General features: G+C 71.6%; 14 protein-coding genes. 9 read left to right on the top strand and 5 right to left on the bottom strand.

Annotation, left to right across the window (positions count from 1 at the left end; all coding sequences use genetic code 11):
- Window positions 1-30: 30 nt before the first annotated feature.
- On the bottom strand, window positions 31-1,602 hold the full coding sequence (locus tag H305_RS0119760; protein ID WP_028801913.1) for a CocE/NonD family hydrolase: 1,572 nt from the start codon (window positions 1,600-1,602) through the stop codon (window positions 31-33).
- Window positions 1,603-1,818: 216 nt separating this feature from the next.
- Complete coding sequence (locus H305_RS0119755; RefSeq protein WP_028801912.1) at window positions 1,819-2,580, bottom strand: hypothetical protein; 762 nt, start codon at window positions 2,578-2,580, stop codon at window positions 1,819-1,821.
- A 104-nt stretch (window positions 2,581-2,684) separates the two neighbouring features.
- On the opposite strand from H305_RS0119755, the gene ggt reads away from it, so the two are divergent.
- The 9 genes from ggt (at window position 2,685) to H305_RS0119710 (ending at window position 16,512) form a co-directional block, all read left to right on the top strand.
- Window positions 2,685-4,496 (top strand): gamma-glutamyltransferase, encoded by a 1,812-nt coding sequence (gene ggt / locus H305_RS0119750; RefSeq protein ID WP_028801911.1) that lies wholly within the window; start codon window positions 2,685-2,687, stop codon window positions 4,494-4,496.
- Between the two features lie 414 nt (window positions 4,497-4,910).
- Entirely contained in the window at window positions 4,911-6,626 is a 1,716-nt protein-coding gene (locus tag H305_RS0119745; protein ID WP_028801910.1) for a hypothetical protein, read from the top strand.
- A gap of 748 nt (window positions 6,627-7,374) precedes the next feature.
- The gene (locus H305_RS0119740) at window positions 7,375-8,217 is read left to right on the top strand and encodes a nitrilase-related carbon-nitrogen hydrolase (RefSeq protein WP_028801909.1); all 843 of its coding nucleotides are present in this window, start codon (window positions 7,375-7,377) and stop codon (window positions 8,215-8,217) included.
- Window positions 8,214-9,497, top strand: a complete 1,284-nt coding sequence (locus H305_RS0119735; RefSeq protein ID WP_028801908.1) for an aspartate aminotransferase family protein — start codon at window positions 8,214-8,216, stop codon at window positions 9,495-9,497. The genes H305_RS0119740 and H305_RS0119735 overlap by 4 nt, the downstream gene beginning before the upstream one ends.
- Window positions 9,498-9,594: 97 nt before the next feature.
- Entirely contained in the window at window positions 9,595-11,220 is a 1,626-nt protein-coding gene (locus H305_RS46470) for a PucR family transcriptional regulator (protein WP_234020962.1), read from the top strand.
- Between the two features lie 124 nt (window positions 11,221-11,344).
- Window positions 11,345-12,187: a nitrilase-related carbon-nitrogen hydrolase gene (locus H305_RS0119725; RefSeq protein WP_028801907.1), complete on the top strand. Its 843-nt coding sequence runs from the start codon at window positions 11,345-11,347 to the stop codon at window positions 12,185-12,187.
- A 162-nt stretch (window positions 12,188-12,349) separates the two neighbouring features.
- On the top strand, window positions 12,350-13,750 hold the full coding sequence (gene hydA, locus H305_RS0119720; RefSeq protein ID WP_028801906.1) for a dihydropyrimidinase: 1,401 nt from the start codon (window positions 12,350-12,352) through the stop codon (window positions 13,748-13,750).
- 18 nt (window positions 13,751-13,768) lie between these two features.
- Window positions 13,769-14,788 carry a TIGR03842 family LLM class F420-dependent oxidoreductase gene (locus tag H305_RS0119715; protein ID WP_028801905.1) on the top strand — a complete coding sequence of 340 codons (1,020 nt, stop codon included), beginning with the start codon at window positions 13,769-13,771 and terminating at the stop codon, window positions 14,786-14,788.
- Window positions 14,789-14,985: 197 nt separating this feature from the next.
- A complete protein-coding gene (locus H305_RS0119710) occupies window positions 14,986-16,512 on the top strand; it encodes an NCS1 family nucleobase:cation symporter-1 (protein ID WP_028801904.1) in 1,527 nt (508 codons plus the stop codon).
- A 17-nt stretch (window positions 16,513-16,529) separates the two neighbouring features.
- On the opposite strand, the gene H305_RS0119705 is transcribed toward H305_RS0119710, so the two are convergent.
- The 3 genes from H305_RS0119705 to H305_RS0119695 form a co-directional block, all read right to left on the bottom strand.
- Window positions 16,530-17,195: a hypothetical protein gene (locus H305_RS0119705; protein WP_028801903.1), complete on the bottom strand. Its 666-nt coding sequence runs from the start codon at window positions 17,193-17,195 to the stop codon at window positions 16,530-16,532.
- Window positions 17,196-17,363: 168 nt separating this feature from the next.
- Entirely contained in the window at window positions 17,364-18,317 is a 954-nt protein-coding gene (locus H305_RS0119700) for a class I SAM-dependent methyltransferase (RefSeq protein ID WP_028801902.1), read from the bottom strand.
- The gene (locus H305_RS0119695; protein WP_028801901.1) at window positions 18,314-19,321 is read right to left on the bottom strand and encodes a carboxymuconolactone decarboxylase family protein; all 1,008 of its coding nucleotides are present in this window, start codon (window positions 19,319-19,321) and stop codon (window positions 18,314-18,316) included. The genes H305_RS0119700 and H305_RS0119695 overlap by 4 nt, the downstream gene beginning before the upstream one ends.
- Window positions 19,322-19,405: the final 84 nt, after the last annotated feature.

The raw sequence follows: 19,405 nt of genomic DNA, 5'->3' as shown, positions 1-19,405 counted from the left end.
GGGCCAGGCCCGGCCGGCGGCAGCCGGAGATCACTGCTCGCGCAGGGGCACCGTCACATACGACGGGTCGTGCGCCGGCGAGGAGAAGGTCAGCTGCGCGCCGGACGGGTTGTGCTCGATGTAGAGCGGGTCGACCGTGTCGACGACCAGGGCGAGGCGATGCCCTGCCGGAACGTCGTAGGCCGTGGAGTACAACTCCAGGTCCACACCGAACGGCTTGCCGGGCGTCCGCCCGTGGAAGGTGTACGGCGCGTTGCTGACCAGCTTGCCGAGGCCGAGCGGGCCCACGTCGTACAGGTACGCGACGAGGGTGCCGCTCTCCTTGGTCGCGGTGACCGTGGTGTGCAACCTGGCTGTGCCGCGCACCTGTTGCGCGCTCGCGCACCTCTCCGACTGCCAGACCGCCGCCCACCACCGCGGCAGCAGCGGGATCGAGGCCGTCGGAGGCAACTGGGCGAGCTGGTCCAGGATGCTGGACAGGAACACGATTCCGCCGTCGGCGCCCGAGTCCACGTTCGCGTGGATGGTGGTCGTGCCCGGGAGCGCGAGCTTCTTCGACGCCTTCCCGACCGACTTCCAGTCCGGGTAGCCCTCGTAGCCGCCCGTGGAGCGCGACTTGAGCTGGACCGGCTGCTCACGGTCGATGCCGTTGTCCGCGCCCTTGAGGTAATGGTCGAACCAGCGTCCGGTGTCCGTCCACACGTCGTTGGGGAGTCCGAACAGCCCGGTCGCCTCGGCCGTGGCGTGGTCGCCGGGGCGGAACTCCAGCCTCTTGGGACCGGTCAACTCCTCGTAGAACTTGGTGTACTGATTGGGTGGGAAGATCGTGTCGCCCCAGGCGTTGGCGAGCATGATCGCCGCGCCGTTGGCGTTGAGCCGGTCGACGTAGGTCTCCGGGGAGCGCTTCTTGCCCCAGGCGATGAGGTTCTGTTCCTTGGAGAGGTCGGAGGAGAAGAAGTCCTTGAAGGTCTGCCGGAGTTCGGCGCTCGGCCGGCCCGTGAGCGCACCGGCGCCGTCCAGCAGCGCGGCGGCCTGGGAGTGTTCGGTGCGGCCCGAGTAGATCGAGTCGATGAGGTCGGCCCAGCCGCTGAGGGCGGCCACCGCCTTGATCCGCTCGTCGTGCGCCGCGGCCAGCAGACTGATGCCCGCCCCGTAGGACACGCCCGCCATGCCGACCTTCCGCGCGTCGGACGGGGTGTTCGCGAGCGCCCAGTCGATCACCTTGGAGGCGTCCGCGACGTCGGGCGGACCCGCGACTTCTATCTCGCCGCCCGACTGCCAGAAGCCACGGACGTTGTAACTGACCACCACATAACCGGAGTTCGCGAGTTTCTGGGCCTGGACGAGGTACTCGGCCTGAGGCAGGCCCCAACTCGTCGGCAGCACGACGAGGGGATAGCTGCGGGTGCCGTCGGCGCCCGCGGGGGCGACGACGTTGGCCTTGAGGACCGTGCCCCCGTCTCCGGAGATGTCGACGAAGCGGATGCCGGGCGTGCCGGCGGCGGCCGAGGCGGCGGGGGCCAGGCCGAGACCGGCGGCGAGCAGCGTCGCCGAGACGGCACCGGCGGCGGACGTGCGCAGGGTGTTGCGACCGTGTCCCACGGGGCACTCCTCACTCGTGTCAGCGCAAAGTGACCCGACGGTAACCTCACCCTCTTACTGAAGGTAACCCGCTGGTAAGTTACGTGGGAGTAACGATCGTTGAACTGTGCATTCGATGAGTGCCGAGGGGGCCGAAGTGTGCGCTCCAGGTGCTGGACGCCGGGCGTGAAATGTGCCGCCGGGAGCCCGGCGACACGTGTGGGATCACCCCTCGGGCTACGAGGCGGCCCGGTGCGAGCTCCGCGGCGGGGCGGGCGTGGGCAGCGGGCTCTGGGCGGCCCGGGTGACGTCCGCGACGACCTCGACGACATCGGGGCCGTACGCCTGGGAGTTGACGACCTTCAGCAGCAGGACGAAGGAGCCGTTGCTGTGCTTGCGTGCGAGGCGCTCGTGATTGCGGGCGAGATAACGGGTCGCCGCCTGATTGGTGATCGCGCGCTGGCCGCAGAAGAGGAAGACCGGTCTCGTCGCACGGTCCTGGCCCGCGACCAGCCGGGCGAGGATCACGTACTCGCTCTTGCCCGACTCCAGACGGTAGCGCTCGCTGCCGATCTGGAAGGCCCCGCGGTCCGGACCCGGCTCGGGGTCGACGTTGACGCGGATGCCTGGGAGCAGCGAGTGCAGATGCGCGGCCATCCGGCGGTTGGACGACGGCCCGCCCACGCAGAACTCGGTGCGCTCGCCGAAGCCCTGCTGCGCCGTGTCGTGCGCGATGACCTGGGCATGCGCACCGCAGTCCTTGATCAGCGCGGACAGTTCGAGCAGCGCGAACACGTCGTGGCGCATTACCGTGAGTTCAGGCCCGCCCGCCTCACGGTTGACCACGAGGAGCGACTCGGAGTTGTCCGGCAGTCCGAAGAACGCCTGCTTGCGGCGCAGCTTGCGCTTCCACAGGTAGGTACGGGTGAGCCAGCCGAGCGCGGCGCTGAGGCCGGCGGCGACCACGCCGAGGACGATGTTGCGCACGTCGTCATTCATGGGCGCGCATGCTAGCGGGAATGCGGAACGGTGTTCGAGGGGGTCCTGACGGGGACGGTGCGCTGAAGTTACGCTGCGCGGACGGCTGATGACTGGAGGTACGGATGCGTCGCTCTGTTGCGCGGAATCTGGCGGTCCTGGCGGTTTCGGCGGCGGTGGTCTCGGTCGGTGCGGCGGCGCCGCCCTCCGCCGGGGCGAAGGGCGCACCCGTCACGCCGGCCAAGGTGCCCGTCGCGGTCGGGTACGGCGGCGCGGTGGCGAGCGTCGACGCGGACGCCTCCGCGGCGGGGATCGAGGTCCTGAAGAAGGGCGGGAACGCCGTGGACGCGGCGGTCGCCACCGCGGCGGCCCTCGGTGTCACCGAGCCCTACTCGTCCGGCATCGGCGGAGGCGGCTACTTCGTCTACTACGACGCCAAGTCCCGTACGGTGCACACGATCGACGGCCGCGAGACGGCGCCGTTGACCGCCGACTCGAACCTCTTCGTGGAGAACGGCAGACCCCTCGCCTTCGCGGACGCCGTCACCAGCGGGCTGAGCGTGGGCACACCGGGCACGCCTGCCACCTGGCAGACCGCGCTGGACAGCTGGGGCAGCAAGCGGCTGACGAGCGTGCTCGCTCCGGCCGAGCGCATCGCCCGCGACGGCTTCACCGTCGACGCGACCTTCCGTTCGCAGACCGAGTCCAACCAGGCCCGCTTCAAGAACTTCCCGGACACCGCGCGGCTGTTCCTCCCCGGCGGCTCCCTGCCCGTCGTCGGATCCACCTTCAAGAACCCCGATCTGGCGCGCACTTACGAAGAGCTGGGCAGCAAGGGCGTCGACGCCGTCTACGGCGGCAAGCTCGGCCGGGAGATCGTCGACACCGTGAACAAGCCGCCGGTCGACCCGGCCTCCGGCTACAACGCGCGCCCGGGCAGGCTCGCCCTCAAGGACCTGGAGGCCTACGAGGCGAAGCGGCAGGCGCCGACGAAGGTCTCCTACCGCGGTCTGAAGGTCTACTCGATCGCCCCGTCCTCCTCGGGGGGCACCACGGTCGGGGAGGCGCTCAACATCCTGGAGCGGTCCGACCTCTCGAAGGCCAGTGACGTGCAGTACCTGCACCGCTACATCGAGGCGAGCCGCATCGCCTTCGCCGACCGCGGCCGCTGGTTGGGCGACCCCGCCTTCGAGGACGTGCCCACCCGCGGACTGCTGTCGCAGAAGTACGCCGACTCGCGCGCGTGCCTGATCAAGGACGACGCCGTACTGAACAGCCCGCTGGCACCCGGTGACCCGGACCACCCGGCGGCCTGCGCCGCCGCCGGGAAGGCCGCCCCGACGACGTACGAGGGGGAGAACACCACGCACCTGACGGTCGCCGACAAGTGGGGCAACGTCGTCTCGTACACGCTGACCATCGAGCAGACGGGCGGCAGCGGCATCACGGTCCCGCACCGCGGCTTCATCCTCAACAACGAGCTGACGGACTTCTCCTTCACGCCGGCGAACCCGGCGGTGCACGACCCCAACCTCCCGGGCCCCGGCAAGCGTCCGCGCTCGTCGATCTCGCCGACCATCGTCCTGGACAAGCGCGACCGGCCCGTCGTGGCGCTCGGGTCGCCCGGCGGCGCGACCATCATCACGACCGTCCTGCAGACCCTGACCGAGTTCGTGGACCGCGGGATGCCGCTGGTGGACGCGATCGCCGCGCCGCGGGCCAGCCAGCGCAACGCCGCTCAGACGGAACTCGAACCGGGCCTGTACGACAGCACGACCAGTGCCCAGCTGGCCGCCCTCGGGCATTCCTTCAAGCTGAACCCCGAGATCGGCGCGGCGACGGGCGTCCAGCGCCTGCCGAGCGGCGAGTGGCTGGCCGCGGCGGAGAAGGTGCGCCGCGGCGGAGGCTCGGCGATGGTGGTGCGCCCGGCTTCGTAGCCACGGGCGCGGTACGGGGGGTGTGCGGCGACGGGGCCGGCAGGGCCGGCCCCGCGTCGTCCGCGCCCGGCCCCGGCAGGCTGTTCGCGCCCGCTCGGTGCGGTCCGGGCGGGCGCACGGGGGGGGCGGACGCCGCCGGACCCCGGGGGCCGGTCAGCGGGCCGTCAGGATGCGCGGACCCGCGTCCGGGTGGCGGCGCTGGCTCAGGCGCTCGGACTGTCCATGGACGACCTCGTCGTGCGGTGCGCGCCGACCGTGGCGGCGTGACGGGCGGGTCGTGCGGGACCGCACACCACCGTGCGCCCCGTGCGGGAGCCCGCTGCGTCCCGCCCGCAAACTCCCCGTAGCCGTCCCGTAACACGACTGGTGTTGTCTACCGGACCGAAGTGGTCCGTTCGGGCAGGGAGTCGTGTGATGGCCGTAGGACAACTCCCGGTGCAGATACGGGATTTCGCGGAGTACCTGAACGGGCTGATGGCACGGCTCGACCAGGGCGGCGGCTGGTGCGGAGTCTTCTGGCAGCGAGATCCCGACGGCATGCGGGCCTGCCTGCACGGCTGGGAGGTCCCGCCCTGGGACGTCGTGGCGGCGCTCCTCCAGGACCTCGCCGCCGAGTTCGGTGACCGTGCGGCCGACGAGGAGGGCGAACGGGCCCGCGCCCTGCACGGCGCCTCGCTCGCCGCGTACGACGCCCGGCCGGGCGGACGCGACGCCCTCAGCGACCGACTCGACGTCATGCTCCGCGAGCAGCGCTACGCGGCGGAACGCCAGGCCGAACTGAACCGGCAGCTCCCCTCGGCCGGCTCCGCGGAGGAGGCCGAGTCGATCCGCCTCGACCTCGCCTGGGCCCACGACGACCATGAACGCGCCTCGGCCCGCTGCGCGGAGCTCCGACGCCGCATGGTCGACCTCGACCGCCGCGCCCTGCGCCCCCACGCGCAGGGCGCGCTCGGTTTTCCGCCCGGGGCGAGCGGCGACGCGCTGCCGGCACGCGCACCGGACGGCCTGCCGACGTCGACGGGTGCCCCCCGGTGGGAGGCTGGTGCTGGTGCTGGTGCTGGCGCGCGCGGTGCGGTGGCCCGTCCGCAGGCAGCCGCACACAGCGACCCGCACGCAACCGGATACGGCGGCCTGCGGGGAGATGAGCACGGCGCCCCGCAGGCAACCCGATACGGCGGCCCGCAGGCAGAGGCATGGAGCGGTCCGCCCGCCGCCGCGCACGACGTGCACGCCCCACTCGGTGCCAGTGGCCCGCACAGCAGCGCGCACGCGCCCGCGGAGCCCCTGGCGAGCCCCCAGGAGCCCTCCGGGGTCTCGCGCGGCCCGAGGCCCGCCGTCGAGCCCGCAGAAGCGTCCGGAAGTCCTCGCCCCACGGCCGGGACGCCGGCGCCCGTCCCCAAGCAGCGATCGAAACGCCGCCCCCGGGGCAGCGCCCGCTTCGCCGGGATGATGGAGCAGGACGACGCACCCGAGGCCGTACCCCAGCCCGTGCAGGCGCTGCCCGCACCGGCCGCACCGAGCGCCCGGCGCACGCCCCGGGGTGCCCGCTTCGCGGGGGCTGCCGAGGAACCCGAACAGCCACGCACGGCCCCCGTGGACGGAGACGCCTTGCGGGCCGCCTCCGAGACCGTGGCGGTGCTCACGCGGCTGCGCGGCGAGGGACGGAGCGGCGAGGCGCACGCCCTGCTCGTCGAGGCCGCGTACTGGCCCGCCGCCCGTTTCCCGCTGCTCGCGGCCGAACTGCACCGCGCGGGCCTGGACGCGGACTGGGCGACGCTGCTGTGGGAGGCGGCCTCGCTGCCCGCCGACCGGCTGGTCGCCGCCGCCGACGCGCTCACCGCCGCGGGCCGGAGCGCCGACGGCCGCCGGATGCTGCGCCAGGGCGTCGCGCGGCCGGCGCCGGAGATCGGGGCCGCCGTGCTGGGCCTCGCGGAGCACGGCCGTGAGCGCGAGATCCGCGCCCTGCTCGGCGCGTACGTCCGCGTACGCACCCCGGAGGAGGTGGCCCGGAGCGCGGAAACGGACCCGCAGCGGCTGGTCCCCCTGCTCCTGGAGGCCGCGCGGGAGGTGTCGGACGAGTGTCACTGGGACCTGGTCCACGCCCTCAGAGTGGCGGGCCACACGGCCTGACCCGCTCGTCGGGAGAGGGCCGCGCCTGTTGGCGGTGCGGCCCCCGTCCGGGGGAGGCTGACGTGATCCCGCCCGCATGCGGTGACCTGTCGCCCGGCAGTGTCAACGCCCCGCCGTCCGGCCGAAGCCCCGACCGGCCCCGCGCGCCCGTCCCAGGCTGGACCCCGGGTTCCTTCGCCCCCTCCGCCCCTACCCGTCCCAAGCCCAGGGGCTCCGCCCCCGGACCCCCGATCGGCCTGGACGGCCTCGTCCTCAAACGCCGGACGGGCTGAAAGGTGCTGCCCTGCCCTCGATGCGGGACGGGAGCTGCCGTCGGACCGGACGGGAGCCACGGTCGGACGGGCCGACGGCCGGCCCCAGCCCCCAGCCCCTCACACCCGCAGTCGCCCTCTCGCGGAAGGGGCCGTGCCGGTGAATCAATTGCCCGTTGCGGACGGCGCCACCACCCCACCGCACTGACACGCCGGACCACACAACGGCTGCAACGGGCGGATCACCGGCACGGCGCCGACCCACCCACCGGACAGGCGCCCGGCCGCCACCGCCGGGTCCCCCGCCCCCTTCCGCGCGGGTGTTTCCGCCGGGGCGTCCGTGCCGTCACTCACCCGCTGGGGTAAGAAACGTGATCGACTCAGCGGGTTAACGACGATGGTCTTGGCAAGGCTCTCCCCGGGGCTTACTTTCGAGCCTCTACAGCCTTTGTCTACGGGCGTAGAGGCTCTCTGACGTCCCGTCGAAGGAGCAGCTCATGGCCAACGTCGTACGTGCCGCCCTGGTCCAGGCCACCTGGACCGGCGACACCGCATCCATGGTCGCCAAGCACGAGGAACACGCCCGCGAGGCGGCCCGCCAGGGCGCCAAGGTCATCGGGTTCCAGGAAGTCTTCAACGCCCCGTACTTCTGCCAGGTCCAGGAGCCCGAGCACTACCGCTGGGCGGAGCCCGTGCCGGACGGCCCGACCGTCACCCGCATGAAGGAGCTCGCCCGCGAGACCGGCATGGTCGTCGTCGTGCCCGTGTTCGAGGTCGAGCAGTCCGGCTTCTACTTCAACACCGCGGCCGTGATCGACGCCGACGGCACCTACCTCGGCAAGTACCGCAAGCACCACATCCCCCAGGTGAAGGGCTTCTGGGAGAAGTACTACTTCAAACCGGGGAACCTGGGCTGGCCCGTCTTCGACACCGCCGTGGGCAGGATCGGCGTCTACATCTGCTACGACCGGCACTTCCCGGAGGGGTGGCGGCAGCTCGGCCTGAACGGCGCGCAGCTCGTGTACAACCCCTCCGCCACCTCCCGCGGTCTCTCCGCCTACCTCTGGCAGCTGGAACAGCCCGCGGCGGCCGTCGCCAACGAGTACTTCATCGCGGCGATCAACCGCGTCGGGCAGGAGGAGTACGGGGACAACGACTTCTACGGGACGTCGTACTTCGTCGACCCGCGCGGACAGTTCGTGGGGGACCCCGCGAGCGACAAGAGCGAGGAACTCGTCGTCCGCGACCTCGACTTCGACCTGATCGAGGAAGTACGGCAGCAATGGGCGTTCTACCGGGACCGCCGTCCCGACGCGTACGAAGGGCTGGTGCAGCCGTGACGGACCTGTACGCGCGGCACAAGGCGGTGTTGCCGGACTGGCTCGCCCTCTACTACGAGGACCCGATCGAGATCACCCACGGCGAGGGCCGGCACGTCTGGGACGCCCAGGGCAACAAGTACCTGGACTTCTTCGGCGGCATCCTCACCACGATGACCGCGCACGCCCTGCCCGAGGTCACCAAGGCCGTCAGCGAACAGGCCGGCCGGATCATCCACACCTCGACCCTGTATCTCAACCGGCCGATGGTCGAACTCGCCGAGCGGATCGCCCAGCTGTCCGGCATCCCCGACGCCCGGGTCTTCTTCACCACCTCGGGCACCGAGGCCAACGACACCGCCCTGCTGCTGGCCACCGCACACCGGCGGAGCAACCAGATCCTGGCGATGCGCAACAGCTACCACGGCCGCTCCTTCAGCGCCGTCGGCATCACCGGCAACAAGAGCTGGTCACCGACCTCGCTCTCGCCCCTCCAGACACTCTACGTCCACGGCGGCGTACGCACCCGCGGCCCCTACGCGGCTCTGGGGGACGCCGAGTTCATCGCGGCCTGCGTCGAAGACCTGGAGGACCTGCTCGGCCATGTCCGCTCGCCCGCGGCCCTGATCGCCGAACCCATCCAGGGCGTCGGCGGCTTCACCACACCGCCGGACGGCCTGTACGCGGCCTTCCGCGAAGTCCTCGACCGGCACGGCGTCCTGTGGATCGCGGACGAGGTGCAGACCGGATGGGGCCGCACCGGCGACCACTTCTGGGGCTGGCAGGCGCACGCCGACGCGGGCCCCCCGGACATGCTCACCTTCGCCAAGGGCATCGGCAACGGCATGTCCATCGGCGGGGTCGTCGCCCGGGCCGAGATCATGAACAGCCTCGACTCCAACTCCATCTCCACCTTCGGCGGCTCGCCGGTCACGATGGCGGCGGGGCTCGCGAACCTCGGCTACCTCCTCGAACACGACCTCCAGGGCAACGCCCGGCGCGTCGGCGGTCTGCTCATCGAGCGGCTCCGCGCGATCGCCGCGCAGCTCGACGGTGTACGCGAAGTCCGCGGACGCGGCCTGATGATCGGCGTCGAACTGGTCAAGGCGGGCAGCGACGAGGCGAACCCGGAAGCGGCCGCGGCCGTTCTCGAAGCGGCCCGCGAGGAGGGCCTGCTGATCGGCAAGGGCGGCGGCCACAGCACCAGCGTGCTGCGCATCGCGCCGCCGCTGTCCCTCACCGTCGCGGAGGCGGAGGAGGGCGCGGCGATCCTGGAGCGCGCCCTGCGGCGCGCCCAGTAGCAGCACGGCGAAGGAGAGCCGAGCACGGCCGGCCTCCCCGGCACGGGCGACGGCACCCCGGAGCGAACCGAGCCGAGGACATGAGGGGAACGTCGCCATGACCACCGCCTTGGAACCCGCCCTGTCGGTACGCCAGGTCCTCAGCCTGGACCGGGTGCTCGCCGGAGAGCCCGAGGTGGTGGCCGGGGCGGGCCACCTCGACCGGCCGGTGCGCTGGGTGCACGTCGCCGAGGCCGCCGACGTGGGCGTCATGCTCAGCGGTGGCGAAATGGTGCTCACCACCGGCGTGCTGCTCGCCGGCGACCCCGACGCGCAGGCCGAGTACATCCGTTCCCTGCACCGCGCGGAGGCCGCGGCCGTCGTCCTCGGGCTCGGCCGGGCCTTCCCCGCACCGCCCGACGTGATGCGCCGGGCCGCCGAGCGGTGCGGGCTGCCCATGGTGGTGCTGCACCGGCCGTTCCCCTTCGCCGAGTTGACGGAGGAGGTGCAGTCCCGGCTGGTGCGCAGCAAGTTCGCGGCCGTCAGCCTCTCCGAGGCCGTGCGCACGACGCTCACCGGGCTCGTCACCGCGGGCGCCCCGCTGCAACGGATGCTCGACGAGATCGCCGGGCACGCCGCCTGCCCCGTCGTCGTCAGCAACCTCGCGCACCGAGTGCTCGCCACGGCGGGCGAGCGGTCCGCGGTGGACGACGTGCTGCGGGACTGGGAGCGCATCGCGCGGCAGGCGGGCGGCAGCGAGGGCGACGGGTGGATCCGCGCCGAGCTGGGCGGACGCGGAGAGCGCTGGGGCCGCATCGTGCTGTGCGGATACCGCGGCGACGGCGCGACCGGGCGACTGCTCGCCGACCGCGCCGCCGAGGCGCTGGTCCTGCACCGGATGCTCGGCGGCTCCGTGCACACCTGGGAGGAGGAGTCGGCGCAGGGTCTGCTGACCGACCTGGTGAGCGGTGTCGTCCCGGTCCGGCACCTGCTGCCCAGGGCGCGGGCGGCCGGACTGCCCGTCAACCGGCGGACGTTCGTCCCGCTGGTCGTGCCGGACGGCGATCCGGCACAACTCGACCGCGTCCTCAGGCTGGTGGGCCTTCCCGGCCTCGTCGCCGAACTCGCGGACGGGGCCACGGCCGTCCTGCTCAGTCTCGCCCGCGACCAGGACGCGGAGGCGCTGGCCGCGCACTTCGCCGCCCGGCTGCGCCACGAGACCGGCACCCGTACGACCGTGGCCGCCGCTTCCGCGCGCATCGCCTGGGACGACGTACCGGGCGGCCTGCGCGAGGCCCTGCACGTCGCCGAGGCCGCCGCCGACGCGCCCGCCGACGAGGACCGGCCGGTGCTGGTGCGACTGCGGGACGTGCATCTGCGCGGTCTGGTCCGGCTGTTGCGCGACGATCCGCACGTCCAGTCCTTCGCCGAGCGGGAGCTCGACGGGCTGCTGTGCGGGGCCGACGCGGAGCAGGAGCTGCTGCCGGTGCTGCGGACGTACCTCGCGACCGGCCGCAACAAGTCGCGCACCGCTCAGCTGCACCACGTCAGCAGGCCAGCCCTGTACCGCCGGCTGGAGGCCATACAGACGCGTCTGGGCGTCGACCTGGACGACTTCGAACAGGCCGCGTCCGTGCACATCGCACTGCTCGCGCACGACGCGCAACAACACCGGGAGCACACCCCGCGTCACCGGTGGGAGCACGACGGGCAAAGACACGGAAACACCGGACGACTCAGGTGAAACATGGGACGACGCAAGGGTGACACGGTGGAACGGCCGGGCGTCTCAGACGTGACACGGTGCAACTCAAAGCCGCCGTCCGGGCTTCCTAGGCTCCTCGCACACCGAGCGACCGGAGGTCCCGATGAGCAGAGTGATCCGCGCCGCCGTCTTCCAGACCGCATGGACCGGCGACAAGGAATCGATGATCCAGGTCCACGAGCAGGCGGCCCGCGACGCGGCCGCACAGGGCGCCCAGGTCCTGTGCTTCCAGGAGCTGTTCTACGGGCCGTACTTCTGCCAGGTCCAGGACAAGGCGTTCTACGCGTACGCCGAGCAGATCCCCGAGGGACCCATCGTGCGCCGCTTCCAGGCGCTGGCGAAGGAGCTGGGCCTCGTCCTCGTCCTGCCGATGTACGAGGAGGAGCAGCCCGGCGTCCTGTACAACACCGCGGCCGTGATCGACGCCGACGGTTCGTACCTCGGCAAGTACCGCAAGACCCACATCCCCCAGGTCCCGGGATTCTGGGAGAAGTTCTACTTCCGGCCCGGCAACTCCGGCTGGCCCGTCTTCGAAACGGCGGTCGGCAGGATCGGGGTCTACATCTGCTACGACCGGCACTTCCCCGAGGGCTGGCGCGCGCTGGGCCTCGCCGGTGCCGAGATCGTCTTCAACCCGTCGGCCACCTCCCGCGGCTTGTCCGGCTATCTGTGGCAACTGGAGCAGCCGGCGGCGGCCGCCGCCAACGAGTACTTCATCGGCGCGATCAACCGGGTCGGCGTCGAGGAGTACGGCGACAACGACTTCTACGGGACCTCGTACTTCGTGGACCCGGAAGCCCAGTTCGTCGGCGAGGTGGCAGGCGACAAGGAGACGGAACTCGTCGTCCGCGACCTGGACCTCGCCAAGCTCCGCGAGGTCCGCGACCGCTGGCAGTTCTACCGCGACCGCGCCCCGGGCACGTACGGGCCGCTGACCGCCCCGTAGGCACGCCGCGTCCCGCGGGCCCGGCACACGGGGGCGGGCCCGCGGACCGGCGCGCGGCCCCCGCCCCCGCACCCGGCTTTCCCCCGAGGAAACAGCGTTGACCCCAGCCCCTGACAGCTTCGGTATTCCCTCAGTGCACGCACGACCGGAAGGAGAGGGAGCATGAGCCGTACCGTCATCCGTGGTGGACTCGTCATCACCGCGTCCGACGAGATCCACGCCGACGTCCTGATCGAGGACGGCCGGATCGCCGCCCTCGCCGCGACAGGCACTCCCGCGGCCGAGGCGTGGACGGCCGAACGGACCATCGACGCCACCGGGAAGTACGTCATCCCGGGCGGCGTCGACGCCCACACCCACATGGAGCTGCCCTTCGGCGGGACCTTCGCCTCCGACACCTTCGAGACCGGCACCCGGGCCGCGGCCTGGGGTGGCACCACCACCATCATCGACTTCGCGGTCCAGAGCGTCGGCCGCTCGCTGCGCGAGGGCCTCGACACCTGGAATGCCAAGGCCGACGGCAACTGCGCCATCGACTACGGCTTCCACATGATCGTCTCCGACGTGAACCAGGAGACGCTCAAGGAGATGGACCTGCTGGTGGAGGAAGGCGTCACCTCCTTCAAGCAGTTCATGGCCTACCCCGGCGTCTTCTACAGCGACGACGGCCAGATCCTGCGTGCCATGCAGCGCTCCGCCGAGAACGGCGGACTGATCATGATGCACGCCGAGAACGGCATCGCGATCGACGTGCTCGTCGAGCAGGCGCTGGCCCGCGGCGAGACCGACCCGCGCTTCCACGGAGAGGTCCGCAAAGCGCTTCTGGAGGCTGAGGCCACCCACCGCGCCATCAAACTGGCCCAGGTCGCGGGCGCCCCGCTGTACGTCGTGCACGTCTCGGCACAGGAGGCCGTCGCGGAGCTGACACGGGCGCGCGACGAGGGCCTGAACGTCTTCGGCGAGACATGCCCGCAGTACCTGTTCCTGTCGACGGACAACCTCGCCGAGCCGGACTTCGAGGGCTCCAAGTACGTGTGCAGCACGCCTCTTCGCCCCAGGGAGCACCAGGCGGCCCTGTGGCGGGGGTTGCGCACCAACGACCTCCAGGTCGTCTCGACGGACCACTGCCCCTTCTGCTTCGTGGGCCAGAAGGAGCTCGGCCGGGGCGACTTCTCGAAGATCCCCAACGGCCTGCCGGGCGTCGAGAACCGCATGGACCTGCTCCACCAGGCCGTCGTCGACGGGCACATCTCACGCCGCCGGTGGATCGAGATCGCCTGCGCCACCCCGGCGCGCATGTTCGGTCTGTACCCGAAGAAGGGCACGATCGCGCCCGGCGCGGACGCCGACGTCGTCATCTACGACCCGCACGCCGAACAGGTCATGTCGGTCGAGACGCATCACATGAACGTCGACTACTCGGCGTACGAGGGCAAGCGCGTCACCGGACGGGTCGAGTCCGTGCTCTCGCGCGGCGAACCGGTGATCACCGAGCGGGAGTTCACCGGACGCGTGGGGCACGGCGTCTACACCCCCCGCTCCACCTGTCAGTACCTTCTCTGAGCGACCAGGAGTGGCGCCATGGACTTCGGACTCGTCCTGCAGACCGACCCCCCTGCCTCCCGCGTCATCGAGCTGATGAAGCGGGCCGAGGACAACGGCTTCACCTACGGATGGACCTTCGACTCCGCCGTGCTGTGGCAGGAACCCTTCGTGATCTACAGCCAGATCCTCGCGCACACCGAGCGGCTGACGGTCGGACCGATGGTGACCAACCCCGGCACGCGCACCTGGGAGGTCACCGCCTCCACCTTCGCGACGCTCAACGACATGTACGGCAACCGCACGGTGTGCGGCATCGGGCGCGGCGACTCGGCGATGCGCGTCGCCGGACGCAAGCCCAACACCCTCGCCCGGATAAGCGGGGCGATGAAGGTGATCCGCGCACTCGCGCGCGGCGAGGAGGCCGACCTCGGCGGCACCGTCGTCAGGTTCCCCTGGGTCCGGCCCGGCGCCGAACTCCCCGTCTGGATGGCCGCCTACGGTCCGAAAGCCCTCAAGATGACCGGTGAGGAGGCCGACGGCTTCATCCTCCAGCTGGCCGACCTCTACCTCACCGAGTACATGGTCAAGGCGGTGAAGGACGCGGCGGCCGCGGCGGGCCGCGACCCGTCCGACGTGAAGATCTGCGTGGCGGCACCCGCGTACGTCACCGAGGACGACTCGCCCGAGGCGCTCGCCCACGCACGGGAACAGTGCCGCTGGTTCGGCGGCATGGTCGGCAACCACGTCGCCGACCTGGTCGCCAAGTACGGCGAGCACTCCGGCGCCGTACCCGAAGAACTCACCGACTACATCAAGGCCCGCGAGGGCTACGACTACTCCCACCACGGGCGCGCCGACAACCCGGACACCGCGTTCGTGCCCGACGAGATCGTCGACCGGTTCTGCCTGATCGGCACCCCAGGGAGGCACATCGAGAAGCTGAACGCGCTCCGTGCGCTGGGCGTCGACCAGTTCGCCGTCTACGACATGCACGACGCGCAGGAGGCCACCATCGACGCGTACGGCGACGAGGTCATCCCCGTCGTCAACGGCTAGCCTCCCGTCCCCCGTCCGGGCCCCCCGTCCCCGTACGTCCCCTGTGAACTCCCCCTTCCCGCCGTCCCGGGAAGGGGGTCAGGGCGCTCCGAGCAGGTTCGTCACAGGACACCGCGACCGGTGTCCCCAGGAGTGCACCCCCCATCGGCGTCACCCGCACGGCCTCTCCCGTCCCACCTCCTTCGATTGGCCTGCCCATGACCGACACCGCTCCCACGGCCATACCGCCGACACACCAAGTCACCCTCGCCGACGGCCGGGTGGAGATCGCCCCTGGTTCGCCGCAGCCCAGCGGCCCCTACGCCAACGAGGACCTGCTGCCGGTCCCCACCGGGAAGCGCACCTGGACCACCTACAACTTCTCGGCGCTGTGGGTCGGCATGGCCCACAACACCGCCTCCTGGACCCTGGCCTCCGGCCTGATCGCCGTCGGCATGGACTGGAAGCAGGCCGTCCTCACCATCGCCCTGGCCAATCTGATCGTGCTGGTCCCGATGCTGCTCACCGGGCACGCCGGACCCAAGTACGGCATCCCCTTCCCCGTCTTCGCGCGCGCCTCGTTCGGCATTCGCGGCGCCAACCTCCCAGCCGTGGTGCGGGCGTTGGTGGCCTGCGGCTGGTTCGGCATCCAGACCTGGATCGGCGGCGAGGCCATCTACTTCCTCGCCGGGAAGCTCTTCGGCGACGGCTGGGCGAACGCCTCGCACATCGGCGGCCACGCCTGGACGATGTGGCTGTCCTTCGCGATCTTCTGGGCGCTCCAGGTCGCGATCATCTACCGGGGCATGGAGACGATCCGCCGCTTCGAGAACTGGGCCGCGCCCTTCGTGCTCGTCGGCGCGGGCGTGATGCTGTGGTGGATGAGCAGCAAGGCCGGCGGCTTCGGCCCGCTGTTCGACCAGCCCTCCGCGCTCGGCTGGGGCGGGGACTTCTGGAAGCTGTTCTGGCCCTCTCTCATGGGCATGATCGGCTTCTGGTCCACGCTGGCCCTGAACATCCCGGACTTCACCCGGTACGGCAGGAGCCAGAAGGCGCAGACGTGGGGCCAGGCCCTCGGCCTGCCGACCACGATGACCCTCTTCGCCTTCCTCTCCGTGCTGGTGACCTCCGGCTCGCAGGCGGTGTACGGCAAGCCGGTCTGGGACCCGGTCCAGCTCGCCGCCAAGACCGACAACGTGGTGGGACTGCTGTACGCGCTGGTGACCGTGCTGGTGGCGACCCTGTCCGTGAACATCGCGGCCAACCTGGTCTCACCTGCCTTCGACTTCTCCAACGTCGCGCCGCGGAAGGTCAGTTTCCGTGCGGGCGCGCTCGTCACCTGCGTGCTCGGCGTGCTCATCTTCCCGTGGAAGCTGTACTCGGACCCGCAGGGCTACATCTTCACCTGGCTCGGCCTCGTCGGCGGCCTGCTCGGCACGGTCGCCGGCATCCTCATCGCCGATTACTGGATCCTGCGGCGCACCCGGCTCGACCTGGTGGACCTGTATCGCACGAGCGGCCGGTACTGGTACGACGGCGGCTGGAACTGGCGGGCCGTCGTCGCCTTCGTCACCGGCGGCGTCCTGGCCGTCGGCGGCGCCGACTTCCACCCACTGGTCGACGGACGGCCGATCCCGGCGCTGGAACCCCTGGCCGACTACGGCTGGGCGGTCGGCCTCGGCACCTCGTTGGTGCTGTACCTGGTGCTGATGCTGCCGCGCGGCAGGCAGGAGATCACCGCCTGACGCGCTAGGGAGGACGGTCAGCCCTTCTGGCCGTCCTCCAGTGCGGCCACCGCCGCCTTGGCCGCCTTGATGGCGCCCTTGTTGATCTCGTCGGTGCCGGGCGCCTTCTTCGTCTCGAAGTCGCTGCCGTTGTAGGTGATGATCACCACCGCGTTCGACGCGCGGGCGATCACCACCCCCTCACGGGTCTGCTGCTTGTCCTCGGTGGTCAGGTTCACGACGGAGTACGCCGAGTCACCGAGCCCGGGAACCGCCCCTCCGCCGCTCTTGTCCGCGATGCGACCCTCGTACGACTTCTGTGCCGCTTGGTCCGACTCCTTGATCTCGTACGAGACGTCGAGCCAGCGGTAGTCGAACCCCTTCAGGGCGTTCCAGGAGCAGGTGCGCCGTACCGACTTATCCGTCGACGGAATCTCCTGGCCTGCCGTCTTGGCCCCCGGGACCAGGGACTTGAGCGTGGCCGTCGGCACGCTTCCGCAGGGCGCGGGCGATGCCGTGAACGTCTTGGTGGCCGCCGACGTCGACGGCGCGGACGCCGTACTGGTCTTCTTTTGGGACGATTTGTGCTCCGCGGTGGGGGCCGCGGCGAACGGGCCTGACGTCAGGGCCCAGCCCGCCGAGGCGAGCACGGCCACCGGCAGCAGACGCGCGGTGAGGGCGAGCGGCAGAGGAAGAGAACGCACGGCTCACTTCTCGTGGGGGACGGTGCGGAGCGGGTCCGCACTGCGGACGGGACGCCAGTGTCACACGAGTCCCTGTGGGGCGAAAGTGCCAACTCGCTCCGTGCCTGTGCGGTGACAGCGGGGGCACCATGCCCGTGCGGTGACAACGGGACACCGGCTCACGGTCCGTCAGACGCTCCGTCGCGCGCTGCGCCGTCCGGTCACGAGCCACACCGCCGCCCGGAGCCGGACGCCGCCGGCCGTCTCGTACGGGCGCAGGGTGTCCTCCAGCGCGGCGCGGGTCTCGGACGCGATCGACCGGCCCGGCGTGCGGGACAGCAGGAAGCGCACCGCGTCCGGGGCGTCGCGTCCCCACACCGTCTCCGTGTCGACCGGCGTCACGGACACGTCCTCGTACAGGCTCAGCGCCTCACGGATCCGTGCCGGGTCGGACAGCGAGGCCATCGCGGTCATCGCGGCGTGAGCGGACTGGACAGCCGCACAGGTCCGCCGGTCCTTTGGGGCCGGAGCGGCGTCCGTGCCGGTGCGGGCACCGGCCTCCGCGGCAGGGTCCGTCCCGCGGAGCGCACCGGAGCGCTGTCCGGCGGCCCGTGCGGCTCCTTCCAGAAGGCCCGCGAAGAGGCCGAGGGCCCGCGACTCCTCCACGTCCGGACCCGCCGGCTGCGGGCAGACGAACGCGAGCCGCCCGCCGGGCCGCAACGCCCGTGCCAGATTCCGGAACGCGGCTGCGTGATCCGCGAAGAACATCACACCGCCCCTGCTGATCAGCACGTCGTACCCGGCGGGCGGGAAGGGGTGGACCTGCGCGTCGGCGAGCTCGTACGCGGCGTTCGGGACGCCCTCGGCCGCGGTGATCTCCCGCGCCCTGGCGAGCAGCGGCGCCGAGATGTCCACCCCGACCGCGTGCCCGGTCGCGGCGAGCCGTGCCGCGATCCGCGTGGTCGCCCCGGCGCCGCAGCCCACGTCCAGGACGCGGTCGCCTGGTGCGATGTCCGCGCCCGCGAACAGCGCGTCGTTCACGCCGGAGATCATCGTGTCGTACCGCTCCTGATGGGCGGCCCAGTGCGCCCCGACGGGGCCGTTCCAGGCCTCTGCCTGCACGGAGTTGGCGATCACGGTCACGACGCCTCCCGGACCCGGCGCACGGGCAGGGCGCTCTCGATGCGGTCGACGGCGGCGAACGCGCCGTACGCCACGAGATGCACCAGACAATGGTCGGAATGCTCCGGTCCGCGCCACGCCGTCACGTCCTCGTCCGTGATCCGGTACGGAGCGAGGGCGGCCAGCAGCGCGAGACGCGCCCCGGGGCGGGACCGGTCCGGAAGGGCGTCCCACGCGAGCGGCGGGTGCGTGCCGTCCCACCGCCCGACCACGTCCTGTACGAGCAGCCGGTCGGCCTCGTCGAGAAGTCCCGCGCCCTGCAGTGCGGTGTCGCGCAGGGCGGCGTAGGCGGGACCGACGGAGGTGCCGAGCGCCCAGCCGGGACCGGGGTCCGTGGTGTCGAGCAGCGTCGTCCCCGCGCCCGGGGCCGGGCTGCGGCGCACCGTCCGCGCGACCGAGCGCCCCGCCAGACTCCGCACCGCCCGGAACCGCTGGATGTTGCCCGGCAGCAGGTTCTCCGTCAGCAGCGCCGACACGATCCGGTTGATGAAGTGGAAGGAGAGCACGGTGCCGATGAACGCGGGTGCGTGCGCCGCGGGGAAGGGATACGGCCTCAGCTCCCGCGCGCCGGGGGTCCGGGTCGCCCGGCCCCAGGCCAGCACACGCGCGTGCTCCGCGTCGGCGGGCGCCTCGCCGCGGGCCACCGACTCCGCGAGCGCGTGGTCGCCGGTGGCGTGCAGCAGCATCGTGTGCGCGTCCACACAGAACGGGCAGCGGTTCGCCTGGGACACCCCGAGTGCCGCGAGCTCCTTGTCCGCCCGCCCGCCGGCGCCCGCGACGAGCGACTCGCGCATCAACGCCCAGGAAGCGGCCATGAGTTCGGGAGCGGAGGAGAGGACCACGAAGGTCGGCGGACGCGCGATGCCGAAGTCCTCGGAGAGCTGGGCGTAGACCTCGGCGGTCCGTCCCCTCGCCGCGTCGGGCGGCGGTGGGGTGGTGTACCGGAAGGGGCTGGAGAGCGGCATGTCATGCCTCCTGGGTCGGGCGAGCGCGGCACCCCCGGCGGCGCCGGATGCCATGTGCTGCGCCGTGAGAACCCTCGCCCGGAC

Origin of the sequence: Streptomyces sp. 142MFCol3.1, from assembly GCF_000424945.1 — a bacterium.
In the GTDB taxonomy this organism is placed as follows: Bacteria; Actinomycetota; Actinomycetes; order Streptomycetales; family Streptomycetaceae; genus Streptomyces; species Streptomyces siamensis.
This window is presented reverse-complemented; position numbering and strand designations above follow the sequence as displayed.